The 13,000-nt window shown below is 35.2% G+C and carries 10 protein-coding genes; 9 read left to right on the forward strand and 1 reads right to left on the reverse strand.

Annotation, left to right across the window (positions count from 1 at the left end):
• Nucleotides 1-68: 68 nt before the first annotated feature.
• A complete protein-coding gene (gene mnmC / locus ACMXYU_RS02815) occupies nt 69-2,024 on the reverse strand; it encodes a bifunctional tRNA (5-methylaminomethyl-2-thiouridine)(34)-methyltransferase MnmD/FAD-dependent 5-carboxymethylaminomethyl-2-thiouridine(34) oxidoreductase MnmC (RefSeq protein ID WP_415900100.1) in 1,956 nt (651 codons plus the stop codon).
• 283 nt (nt 2,025-2,307) lie between these two features.
• On the opposite strand from mnmC, the gene ACMXYU_RS02820 reads away from it, so the two are divergent.
• The 9 genes from ACMXYU_RS02820 to ACMXYU_RS02860 are packed head-to-tail and all read left to right on the forward strand — an operon-like array spanning nt 2,308 to nt 12,931.
• Nucleotides 2,308-3,933 (forward strand): aldolase catalytic domain-containing protein, encoded by a 1,626-nt coding sequence (locus ACMXYU_RS02820; protein ID WP_415900101.1) that lies wholly within the window; start codon nt 2,308-2,310, stop codon nt 3,931-3,933.
• On the forward strand, nt 3,917-4,591 hold the full coding sequence (locus tag ACMXYU_RS02825; protein WP_415900102.1) for an HAD family hydrolase: 675 nt from the start codon (nt 3,917-3,919) through the stop codon (nt 4,589-4,591). Before ACMXYU_RS02820 ends, ACMXYU_RS02825 begins: the two co-directional genes overlap by 17 nt.
• Nucleotides 4,584-5,321 (forward strand): 3-deoxy-manno-octulosonate cytidylyltransferase, encoded by a 738-nt coding sequence (locus ACMXYU_RS02830; protein ID WP_415900104.1) that lies wholly within the window; start codon nt 4,584-4,586, stop codon nt 5,319-5,321. The genes ACMXYU_RS02825 and ACMXYU_RS02830 overlap by 8 nt, the downstream gene beginning before the upstream one ends.
• Nucleotides 5,322-5,358: 37 nt before the next feature.
• Nucleotides 5,359-7,143 (forward strand): ATP-binding cassette domain-containing protein, encoded by a 1,785-nt coding sequence (locus tag ACMXYU_RS02835; RefSeq protein WP_415900105.1) that lies wholly within the window; start codon nt 5,359-5,361, stop codon nt 7,141-7,143.
• Nucleotides 7,130-8,248: a hypothetical protein gene (locus ACMXYU_RS02840; RefSeq protein ID WP_415900106.1), complete on the forward strand. Its 1,119-nt coding sequence runs from the start codon at nt 7,130-7,132 to the stop codon at nt 8,246-8,248. The genes ACMXYU_RS02835 and ACMXYU_RS02840 overlap by 14 nt, the downstream gene beginning before the upstream one ends.
• 12 nt (nt 8,249-8,260) lie before the next feature.
• On the forward strand, nt 8,261-9,448 hold the full coding sequence (locus ACMXYU_RS02845; protein ID WP_415901092.1) for a glycosyltransferase family 4 protein: 1,188 nt from the start codon (nt 8,261-8,263) through the stop codon (nt 9,446-9,448).
• Nucleotides 9,448-10,722, forward strand: a complete 1,275-nt coding sequence (locus tag ACMXYU_RS02850) for a polysaccharide pyruvyl transferase family protein (protein WP_415900107.1) — start codon at nt 9,448-9,450, stop codon at nt 10,720-10,722. Before ACMXYU_RS02845 ends, ACMXYU_RS02850 begins: the two co-directional genes overlap by 1 nt.
• Before the next feature lie 10 nt (nt 10,723-10,732).
• Nucleotides 10,733-11,833, forward strand: a complete 1,101-nt coding sequence (locus tag ACMXYU_RS02855; RefSeq protein WP_415900108.1) for a glycosyltransferase — start codon at nt 10,733-10,735, stop codon at nt 11,831-11,833.
• 6 nt (nt 11,834-11,839) lie between these two features.
• Nucleotides 11,840-12,931, forward strand: coding sequence for a glycosyltransferase (locus ACMXYU_RS02860; RefSeq protein ID WP_415900109.1), 1,092 nt, complete (start codon nt 11,840-11,842; stop codon nt 12,929-12,931).
• Nucleotides 12,932-13,000 lie beyond the last annotated feature (69 nt).

Below are 13,000 nucleotides of genomic sequence, written 5' to 3' on the forward strand. Positions count from 1 at the left end.
CCAGCCAAACAGGGATAAACCAAATATAAAACTGAAGCTACATGTTATGCAACTTCAGCTATACCCTATTATATCGTCTGTTTTATCAACTTCTTAATGATAAAGCGGGCAGGGTTAATGGCATCAATGACATCTTTGGGAAGGGGGAGTGGCTCATCGCAAATCATCGAGGCTAATAGTTCGGCTGAAATAGGGCAGGTAATTAACCCTTTGGAACCATGACCTGTATTAACGTAGAGATTAGGGTGATGCTCTGTTTCTGCATTCTCAAAGCGCCATTTTCGATCTTTGCTTAGTTGTGCGAAGGTTTCAATAAATTGATCTTGCACCGGTGCAGGACCCACAATCGGCATGTAATCTGGCGTGCTGCAGCGGAAGGCTGTGCGTCCTTGAAGCTCATTAGGTTCTGAAGCTAAATCTGCATGTATGTCGGGTAGAACCTTACTTAACTTTTCTAGGTTGGATTGATGGTCATCTTGTGTGACATTGCGCTCTTTACCTTGAAGATCATAAGTCGCGCCAAAGCAATACTGTTGATTCTGAGCTGGTGAGATATAACCATCACCACAAACCACACTGTTTAATTGACTATTCGTTGGTTTAGGTTCAGTAATAGATACTTGGCCTCGGATGGTTTTAAGAGGCAGATGATCTGTTTGATTAAATTGGTTCGCCATCTCGGCATTACAGATAACAACATGGCTAGCCGATAAGGTCTCTCCGCTTTGTGTTGCTAACTGCCAATGACCTTCTGAAAAAGATAATTCTTCTACTTGCTGTTGTACTAACGAGATATTCGGGTGATCGACAAAATGATCGGATAATGCTCGTGGTGAAACCCAACCGGCAGAAGGGAAAAATAAACCATCAAAATTTACGGCCGTGTTAGCGATCTCAGATAATTCTTCAGCGCTTTTAAGAGAAACAAGTTCTTGTGGATAAGTTTCTTGTTCTATTAGGTTGTTTTGACGAGCGAGTTCTTTGTCGCTCGTTGCAAGCTGCATTACCCCACATTGAGACCAAAAGGATTCTTCTGGGTCTAAGCGCTTAAGCATGTTAACACTGTACAGAAAACCGCTCAGGTGTAACTCACCCTGGGTGGTTTGCTTGACTGGGAGCTTGGCGTATAAAGCACCCTGAGGATTACCTGATCCGCCAGTCGCTAACTGATTTTCTTGTTCGATCAACCTGACTTTGACGTCCCGGTCGGCTAAGGCTCGCGCAGTCGAGCAACCTGACAGGCCGCCACCAATAATCGTGACCTCTTTAGGTTTTGCTGAAGCTGGCAATTCAAACCAAGGCTTAACAATCGGCGTAGGTGTTGTGTTCTCAACAAAGGTGCCGACTAACATTTCGCGCTTACGACCAAATCCCTTCTGTTTTCTTACATCAAAACCAACGTCCCTTAAGCCACGTTTCACAATACCTGCCGCTGTGAAAGTAGAAAAGGTTGTGCCTGGCTTGCTCAAGCGAGCGATCTCACGGAATAACTCCGGTGACCACATATCAGGATTTTTAGAGGGTGCGAAACCGTCTAGATACCATGCATCTACTTTGGCATTTAAGCGAGAGTATGACTCGGCAGCGTCGCCAAACATAAGTGTTAGTTTGATGCGATTGTTATCGAAATAAAGGTGATGAAAACCTGAGGTATTCGAGGGATATTGATGGACTAATTGTTCAGTTAAACATGTTAAGTCAGGCCAATGAGCGAGGGCTTTGGTTAGGTCGATCGAGTTTAGAGGGTACTTTTCAGTACTAATGAAATGAAATTTGGAATCTGTACTTATTTCACGAAATCGCTTCCATAGCGAAATAAAATTTAAACCTGTACCGAACCCTGTTTCTCCAATAACAATTGGGGAATGAGAAGCCTGAAATCTATTTTCCATGTCATTAGCTTCAAAGAAAACGAACAAAGATTCAGCTAGCCCATCTTCAGCAGAAAAAAATATGTCCTTAAACTGAAGTGAAAAGGGAGTGCTTTCTTTCCAACAAACTGTCGATTTTTGTTTGTCAATCATATGGATAAATTAAACCTGAAATGTGAATTAACAGATGGTTGTATATAAGAATTCATTATGCCTAGCTACCTAGTGGTTTTCATTGTTGCAATGTACAATGTTGTGATCTAGATAGAGGTCAGGGCCTTCTTACCTGTTAATAAGGGTTCGTTTTTAACTGTCTTGAGTACCTATCTTCCGTTTTTATTTCAAATATATCAAATAGTTAGTGAAGTTTTTGCAATGGCTGTCACGACTTGTGATTATCGATTAAAATTTATCCCCTAGAGATTAAGGTTAAGATTTGAAGATACTCGATTGTACGCTTAGAGATGGTGGTTATTACAATAATTGGGACTTTGATCAAGATACTGTTCAGGAGTATTTGTCAGCTACGGCCGAAGCTGGAGTAGATCTTATTGAGTTAGGCTTGAGGAATTTTCCTGGCTCTGGGTTTAGAGGGGCCTATTATTTTACTACTGAAGCACATATCGCTGATTTGAAACTCCCTCCTGGGCCGAAGTATGGTGTCATGATAGATGCTAAAACTATACTTAATTCTGATATGTCAATTGAAGATGCGATACAGACACTGTTCGTAGGTTCAAATGAATCACAGTTGGAATTTGTCAGGATTGCTTGCCATTTTAATGAGGTCGATAGCTCCAAGGAAATTGCTGAATCCCTGAAAAAACTAGGTTACTGCGTTTTTATAAATGTGATGCAGATAAGTCTTCGTTCTGATGAGGAAATTAGACAATTAAGTGAGTTGTTATCGAATTGGTCATGTATAGATGGGTTATATTTTGCAGACTCTCTAGGAAACATGGATGCTGATGATATAAATCGAGTAGTAAAGCAAATAAGGTTACATTGGAAGAGAGAGCTAGGTATACATGCCCATAATAATATGGGCTTAGCGCTTTCGAATGCTCTTTATTCTATTGATTTAGGTGTTTCACATATCGATGTCACTATTACGGGTATGGGGCGTGGTGCAGGAAATGCAGAAACAGAATTGTTATTGTTAGAGCTGGAGTCAGCTGGTAATAGCAGTTATAAGGCATCAGCATTAGCTGAATTAGTATTTAAGTGTTTTGAACCTATTAAAAAAAAGTTGGGTTGGGGGGCGTCACTTCATTATTTCATGGCTGCTAAATATAATATCCATCCTACATATATACAGAAAATCCTTACAGATAATCATTTTGGTGTATCAGAACGAATCGCTGCAATTAAAAATCTAGCTAAGCTTGCAGGAAAAACATCTTATAATGAAAGTTATTTAAGTGATTTGATTTCTCCCCCCGCTTTTAAAAATGGATTGTTAGATAAATCGATCAAGGATATCAGATCATATCCTGTTATAAGTGGACAAACAGCAATATTAATTGGGGCTGGAGAAGGTGTTAGTCGACATTTAAGGGCAATTCAGAGGTATATTGGTGATTCTAGATGTAAAGTATATTCTGTAAATACAGGGATACAGCAACTTGATAATTACATAGATGGATATTTTGTATCGCATAATGTAAAACAAATTGATTATAGTAAATTTTCAGCTAGTGGTGGAGATATATTTGCTCCGTTAAAAAGGCTTTCTGATACAGAGCTTCAATTACTGAATCTAGATCAACTTTTTAATTTCCCAATTAGTATTGAGGCTGGTAAATTTGAAGCTTCATTAGACGGTTGTAAAATACCTTATGAATTGACAGCAGGTTATGCTCTGGCTGCACTTATTGCGCTTGGATTTAAAAGAATTTATCTAGTTGGGTTTGATGGATATGGCTATGCAGATTCTAGACAAAAAGAAATGTCAGAACTGTTTTATTTAGTACGAAAAGAATACCCTAGTATAGAAATAATTGCATTAACCCCAACAACTTACCCTGTGTCACAGGAATCAGTTTATGCACCAATTATATAAATACGATATCTACATATTTGACTGCGATGGAGTGATTCTTGACTCTAATAAATTAAAAATTTTGGCAATGAAGGATGCTCTAGAATCTATAGAGAACATTAAAGATGGTATCGACAGTTCTATTGAATACTTTACCAATAACTTTGGACTATCTAGGTATCATCACGTTAACGAGTTCTCTAGCAAATTTTTAAGCTATTATGGGTTAAGTAAAATAGAACTCGAAAAGACTATATTGAATAACTATGCAGATTTTTTAGACAAGCATTATGTTAAATCTGAAGTTATAGCAGGCTTTGAACAGATTGCTTCAACTGTTAATGGCTTAATGTATGTAGCTAGTGGTTCCGAGCAAAATCAACTAAGAAGAGTTTTAGAAAAGAAAAATATTTCAATATGTTTTAAAGGTATTTTTGGCTCGCCTACAAAAAAATATGAAATAATCCGAAATGTTTTAGATGAGGTAGGTGAAAATAAAAAGGCTGTAATGATAGGCGATTCAATAGCAGATCTAGATGCAGCAAAAGCTAATCATATAGATTTTATTGGCATTTCTGATTATTCAAATACACCAGACTTGTTGCGTGAAAAGTGTACATTGTATGGATACAGAGTGATTAATAACTGGCATGAAATAGGAACTAAAGTTTATGGATAAAATAGGTATTGTGATACCAGCACGTTATAAGTCAACAAGATTGCCCGGAAAGCCACTAATTGATTTACTTGGAAAAACAATGATTCAACGAACTTGGGAACGTTGTATTCAAGCTTTACCAGAAAATCAAGTGTTTGTAGCAACGGATAATGAAGAAATAGCAAAGCATGTACGTGAATTTGGTGGGAATTATGTAATTACTTCGACATCTTGTTTAACTGGTACAGATAGATTAGCCGAGGCAAATAAAAAACTAGGACTGGATTTGGTAATTAATGTACAGGGTGATGAACCACTTATAGATCCTGAAGAAATAAAAATGGTTATCCAGTTTGCATTAAAGCACCCTGGAGAAGTTGTAAATGCGATAGCCAAAATTGAGAAAGAAGAAGAATATAGATCTAATACCATCCCTAAAGTTGCTAAGTCTTTAAATAATGATTTGCTTTATATGAGTCGTTTGCCTATTCCTGGAGGTAAAAATGACGAGTTCGAATTTGCATATAAACAAATATGTATTTATGCATTTCCAAAGTCGGCGCTAAATGATTTTTGTACATCAGATAATAAAACACCATTTGAATCAATAGAGGATATTGAAATTCTAAGGTTTATTGAGCGCGGAGTTAATGTGAAGCTAGTAGAAGTATCTGGTAAAAGTATTGCTGTAGATGTAAAAGAAGATGTTTCAAAAGTGATTGGAAGATTAAAAGATAGTTGTGATACTTGATCGAGTTGAAAATAAACTTAAGAATGAAATTGAATAGATGAAAAAAAGTGAATTAATAGCCTTGCTATTAGTAGTGTGTGAAGGAAAAAATAAAAAAGCCATTGCTTTAATTTGCTTAGTTACACTAATGGCAATTATTGATGTATTAAGTATAGCCTCAATAATGCCGTTCTTGAGTGTGATGGGTGATCCTGAGCTAATTAATACTGATCCTAAGATTAATTATATTTATGAGATAGGTAAAAGTCTTGGTGTTTTGGGGGAAAGAAACTTCTTGTTTTTTTTAGGATGCCTTAGTTTTTTACTAATAGCGTTTAGCTCAATCGTTAAAATTACGGGCGCATACTTTCTTAATTACTCAATTGAATCAATTCGCTTTGAATTATCCAGTAGGCTGTTAGATAACGCACTAGGAAACTCTTACTTAGATATAAAAGAAAACCATAGTGGGGATATTCTTAAAACTGTATTGTCTGAAGTTGATCAACTTTCACATCAGATAATTAGGCCAATAGTAATGATGTTGGCTAATATTATAGTGGTTTTGTCTATATCTATACTCATCATTCTTGTTGATCCATATCTGGCATTAGTATCTGTCGGCTTTATTGGTGGTCTATATTGTATTATTTATCAATTATTGAAGGCTAAATTGGGTGTGATTGGTAAGATCCGATCAAGTTCTAATTCTGGACGATATATGGTGGCTACAGAGGCACTATCGAGTTATAAATATGTTAAGGCAACTGATACTGAAAATTTATTTACGAATAAGTTTATAAAAGAAGCAAATGAATTTTGTGATTCTCAATCTCAGTATCAAACAATGTCGCAGGCACCACAGTATGTTATTGAGGCTATAACTTTTGGTTGCTTGATATTAGCTTGTATGTATCTACTTTTTGAAAATAGTGGAGGATTGGGCTCAGCACTACCATTAATAGGGTTGTATGCTTTTTCAGCGTATCGTTTGCAGCCAGCAGTTAGAGCAATATTTCAAGGAGTTTCGTGTTTAAAATATGGTAGTAGCTTAGTAATAGATATAACCAATATGCTTAGCTCTTCCGATAGAAAGAATAGAACTGATAAGTCAGTTATTGAATCTGAGAGTGTCTTGCCAGACAGCGCGGAACTTGTATTTGAAAATGTCAATTTTAAATATCCCGATACAAATGAATTCCTTTTTGAAAATCTTTCTTTGAAAATTCCTAAAGGCAGTTTCGTAGGAATTGTTGGAGGCACAGGAGTAGGTAAAACTACTATGGTCGATCTGTTTTTAGGGTTGCTGGAGCCAGATTCAGGTAGGGTAAAATTCTCTAATTCTTCTTTTGATTCCACTTGTGCAGGTTGGAGAAACTTCTTCTCTTATACGCCGCAAGAAGTGTGCTTACTCGATGGTTCAATTAAAGAAAATATAGCATTTGGCGTAAGAGATAATGATATTGATGATAAACTTATATGTCGGTCATTAGAAGATGCTGCCCTTAACGAATACGTCAGTTCTACATTAAATAGTTTGGACACACGAGTTGGGGAACGTGGTGAAGCTTTATCAGGCGGTCAAAGGCAAAGAGTTGGTATTGCTCGGGCATTGTATAAAGAGTCTTCTGTCTTAATTTTTGATGAAGCAACATCTGCACTAGACGAAAAAACTGAGGCAGTTGTTTTAGATAATATATTATCAAGAAACAACGGTAAGACAATAATAGCGATAGCTCATCGTTTGAGTACACTAGAAAAGTGTGACTTCATAATCAGTTTATCGAATGAAGGTGTGAAAATAATTACTACTGATGAGTTGAAAAATCATGGTGTTTATTAAAAACGACTTATATGCATGGGTTAGATCAATAATTAAGAAGCTTATTCCTGCTAGCGCTCGTTCGGCTATTTCATCAAAACCAAGAACCGAGAGTGAAAAGAAGCACCAGAAACTGTTAGAAGATGATAGATTAAACAAATTATTCAAGATTTTTCTAGCACTGGATCTTGAAGAAGGTGAGGGGCAGAAATCGAAAAAAATCACCAAAGACTTTTGTGAAAAGCATAAAGTGAATTTTGAAGAGGGCCTCGATCTTTGTTTTTTACTGATAGCTAGACGTTTTTATTATGAATCCATACTTATAAGGGAGTACTCAATTCATAAGTATGTTGAGGACTTTGAATTATCAAATTTTGATAATGGGAATGAGCGTATTATAGGCGCTTTAATTGAAAAAAAATATTTTGGAGGATTGAGTGAAAGTGAATCAGATTTTGTTCGGTCGGTGCTTATTAAGGACGAGACAGGTCTAAATAATAAACTACGTTCAAAAATATCAGGTAAAAAAATACTTATTGTAGGGCCTTCTTTTGAAAGTTTGAATTGTTTGCAAAAGGATGCTGATGAATCAGATGTATGTTTGTTTCCAAATTTATTAGTTGGATATGATGAATTAGATCTTGGAGATAAATTTACTGTTAGTTATTACAACGAGTATAACGCAAAACGGCTGTTTTATATTCCTTCTTTACGTGCTTGCATGCGCGCACAATATCACGTATTTAGATCTGTCTTATATTATTACCAATATAAGCTCCTGAAAAAAGGAAAAGCTCAGATATTGAGTGGTAGAAGTATATTTTTTAATGGAAAAATGACGGCTATTCAAACAATTTTAACTGATATTCTTCGTTACAATCCGTCTTCGATTAAGATTGCTGGAACTACTTTTTTTTGTTCAGATAGCTTGTACACATCTGCAAAATATATGTCAGTTAGAAGTAATGTTTATTATGATCTGGCTAGGCATGATCCTATATCGAACTTTATATTTGTTAAATTTTTGTATGATTTGAATTTGGTTAGTCTCGACGATATTACAAAAAAAATTGTAGATATGTCGCTTATTGATTATCTTGAGAATATTTCAAATAATTTAGGGTAGTTAGCTTTGAAAGTGATTTTTTGTACTCAAATGTTTCCATCAGATGTGGATGGTGAAGCATTGATTAGTGGGATGATAAAGAACCCCTATAATCAAATTATGTCGGTTTCTAATGTTTTAGAATCTGTTGATGTAATAACAACTAGTGATGAAAAGTTTCACAAAAAAACAAATGATATGGATGTGTGGGGTATCGGTCTGGCTCCACTTAAAGGTGTTTTTAAATCTACCATTTTTGAATTTAAAATATTACTGCAAATTCTATCTATATGCCGTAATAAAGAGATTGATTTAATTCATATACACCATCTAAATATTCCACTTTTGTTTTTATTTAGGTTTCTAGGTTTTTTTACTTCTAAAATTGTTTACACAGCGCATGGTACATCTACCCCTGAGCTTAATGCAGCGAGACAAGGTAGCAAGTTGAAACACAATTTATTAAGAATTAATGGATTGGTGCAACACTTTATAGATCGGCTGTGTTGGAGCTTGGCTGACCTAGTGATAGTGCCTAGTGAGTTCCAATTAAAAGAAATGAGGACGCTTTACAATGTTCCTGATCAAAAATTAGCAGTGGTTTATAATGGTTATGATGAAAAGCTCTATTTTAGAGACGATGGTTATAGAAAAGAAATTAGAAAAGAACTTTGCATAGATGATAATGTGAAGGTGCTTCTCTTTGTGGGGCGTGCTGCTTCAAAAAAAGGTATTGTAGAATTAATTAAGACTTGCGATAAACTTAGACAAATAAGACAGGACTTTGTTTTGGTTCTTGTTGTTGGCTATATTGGTAGGCAGTCTGAATACCGTGATCTAGTCAGTAATATGGCTGCAGATAGATCATATGTATATTATTATGAATCAATAGAAGAAAAAATATTACCTAAATATTTTAATGCTGCAGATATATGCATTTTTCCTTCAGTAGGCTATGAATCTTTACCTACAGTAATTTTTGAGGCAGCGGCTTGTGAAAAAAATATTGTTACTCAAAATGCTTGGGGTATTCCTGAGGCTATAAAGGGTCATTTTATACAAGAAAATGAAATTGCAAGTCATAGTTTTGATTATTTACTTAATGACTTAATCGATTATCCAACGGTCGCGCCTGTAAAATATGAAAACTTCCAAAAATTTTCTTGGGGTGCAGGAAAGCATAAACTTCTTAAAATATATAACGAAGTATTGAATAAGTAATGAAAAATATATTGATTCTTGATGTAGCACAGCAAGGCAACTCTGGCGATGATATAATGCAGCAAACGTTGGTTGATTTGACCAAGAAGTATGGTTGTGTAGAACCTAAGTTAATGACTTATTTTGGTTCAAACGAATTTGAAATTGCTAAAAGTGAATTTACTTTCTATGAGCATGAGCTAGATGTATCAGTAATTCATGGTGTAGCCTCTACTCATGTACTGTCCTCACAAACATCTGTTTTCTTATTGTTTAAGCGACTCTTATCTGTTTTAAATGTTTTCTTGTTTTGTCTTTTAGTTAAGGTAGGTTTAGGTAAGGTATATTCAAAAATATTTATGAATGATATGCAGAGACATGCTATTAATGAAATTTTGAATGCGCACCTTATAATCTGGAATGGACGAAATTTTAGAGGTAGTGATCGTGGAGGCATGCGTGAAACATTGAAAGTGGCTGAATTGTGTTTAAACCCGCTTGTTTGCATGGTTCTCAATAAAAAGATGGTCAATTTAGGAAGTTCTGTTTGGAAATTGAAGTCTTTTTTTAGTAAATGGATTTTAAGCAAGCTTATTCATTCATGTGAAACCTTTTACGTTCGAGAAAACACGTCGCTAGAATATTTGGTCAGAGAGTTTCCGTCTCATATCGCTGGTAAAGTTAAATATATGCCAGATTTATCTCTTTATACTTTAAGTAAGTCGCGTCCGAAATTTGTCATCACAGATAAAGATAGTAAGACTGTTGGTCTTACATTAGTGGGCTGTTTAGAAATTGGTGACAAAGATAAATTTCAATATTATTTGAATACGCTTTCTAAAGTTGTAAGTTATCTAGGTAAACTGAATTATAAAATTGTAGTCGTTCCTCAGGTTACTTACTCCCGTGAACCTTACAGTGATGCACTAAATTTTTTGCAAATTAATAACCCCGAAGTAGATATAAAAGAGCTTGAGACTGATGGAAAAATTGAAACCTTACTAGCTTGTTACTCTAATTTGGACTTTTTAATTGCATCACGAATGCATTCGGCTATATTTGCTTTGTCAGTTGATACGCCAGTCTATGCTATTGCTTATGATGTTGGAGCAAAATGGTCAATTTTAAATGAAATAGGATTAATGGAAGAGCATTTAACCTCCCCTGAAACTTTAAATTTCTCAAGAGTTATTGAATTTATTGATCTAAATTCTAAGTTACCTATTGATAATAAAAATAAGCTCGAAGAAAAAAGTCTATTAATTGAGAATGTGTTTGCTGAAGAGCTTGCATGAGGATTTTGCATTGAAAATTTTTCTAATAATTCCATCTTTTAGAGGAGGTGGTGCAGAGAGAGTGTTTATCGATTTGGCAGATTTACTGTCTAGATCAAACTATGAAGTTACGCTTGTTTCACTGTCTGGAGAGGGAGAGTATTCAAATTCATTACCTGAAGGGCTATCAGTTAAAGTTTTGGGAACCGGAGGGGTGAAAAACAGCTTCTTTGCTTTGGTTAAATTATTAAAAAATTGTGATCCAGATATTATCATTAGTGCCCTTACTCATGTGAATATTGCTGTTGTTATAGCTAGTTTCATGGCTAAAAGTAAGGCTAAGGTTATAGTAACAGAGCATAACCCATATTCTATTGAGAAACGCGCTCTTTCTTTACCTATCCGTTTTGCTCTATTTATTGGTTGTTTTTGTACTTACAGGCTAGCTTCTAAGGTCGTTGCTGTATCTAAAGGGGTAAAAACAAGCCTTATTAAAGCTCTGCATCTTAAGCCGGAAACTATTAAGGTAATTTATAACCCTATAAATATCGATAGAGTGCGAACTCTTGCTGCCTCAGAGATATATGCTAAACAGGATATCCCAACTTTAGTAACTATGGGCCGTTTAGTCAGGCAAAAAAGACACGATGTTTTATTGAAAGCTTTTGCGCGGGTTTGTACACAACAAAAACCCATGAGACTCTTGATTTATGGTGATGGACCGTTGTTATCGGAGTTAATGGATTTAGCAGAACGCTTACATATTAAAGACAATGTACAATTTTTAGGGTTCGCGGATAACCCTTTTAGTGCAATTGCTAATTCTGATGGGTTTGTATTGTCCTCTGAATTTGAAGGATTTGGTAATGTATTAGTTGAAGCTTTAGCACTCGGAATTCCAATCGTATCTACCAATTGTGAAGTTGGACCGGCTGAAATACTTGATAATGGTAGGTATGGCTTGTTATCAAAGGAAGGAAGCGTAGAATCTTTTGCAAATTGTTTGGAGACATTAATATTCAATCATGATTTTGATAAGCTTAAATTACAAACACGAGCTGAACAATTTAGTCCAAATCATGCTCTTGAAAACTATCAATCACTTTTTAAAAGTATGAATATCGACGGATAATTTTTTGTGAAAATATTACATATTATTTCCTCGCCAGCTGCGGGTGGAGCAGAAGTATTTGTAAAGGATTTGTCTAAAGAGCAAGTTGCCAAAGGAAATGAGGTCGTTATTGTCTTTTTGGAAGATGCTTATGAGTCCAATAGAGATATTGGTTATGAAGATAAGTACCTTGCTGATCTTTCTTCTATTGGTATAGAGGCTATATTTTTAGGTCCTAGTGCTAGAAAAAAGCCTTGGCTGGCAATACTCAGACTCAAGCGGATATTGTCATTATTTAAACCTGATATTTGTCATGTGCATTTGTATTGGGGTTTGTTATTTTTAGTGTTTATTAGAAAGAAATTTAAAGTCATCTATACACACCACAATATATTACTTCGATGCAATCCTTCTTTTTATTTTCTTTGGAACCTTAAAGTAGATCGTTATGTAGGGATTAGTCGTGCTTGTTTTAATCTTCTTGATGCTGTTGCTACTAAACCAATCGATTTGATATATAACGGTGTATCAAAGGATAGAATGGTTCTAAGTAGGCAGAGAAGTTTCAAAAAGTCTAATGATCAAGTTATAAAATTAATTGCAGTTGGAGCTCTCACTAAACAAAAGAATTATACCTTGATGCTCTCTTCATTGAGTCAAGTTGTTGAGTTCAATTGGATTCTAGAAATTGCTGGAGAAGGACCTCTTAGAAAACAACTAGAATTGGAAATTAAAGATCTCAAATTGGATGGCAGGGTTACCTTACTAGGTAATGTAACTAATATACCAGAAATATTGAATGAAGCTGATGCATATCTGATGAGTTCATCTTGGGAAGGCCTGCCAATAGCCTTGATTGAAGCAAGTATGTCTGGTTTGCCTGTTCTGGTTACTGATGTTGGTGGTTGTGCTGAGGTTGTCAACCTGTTAGACAATGGAACTGTTGTTCAACAATTAAACGTTAAAGATTATTCTGCAAAGCTAAAAGATTTTCTATCAGATAAAATATCATTAGCTAACTACAGCCATAATAGCCTAAATAAAAGTGATCATCTTTCTATTGATGTATCTGCTTGCTTACATGAAAAATGCTATTTTGAAGCATTGAATAGTAATTGATCATATTATTATGGTGTTAGAGATCAAAAAAATATTTTTACTATATGTTTCGTATTTGATTTTAAGATT

The organism is Neptuniibacter sp. QD48_11, assembly GCF_047778095.1.
GTDB lineage: Bacteria > Pseudomonadota > Gammaproteobacteria > Pseudomonadales > Balneatricaceae > Neptuniibacter.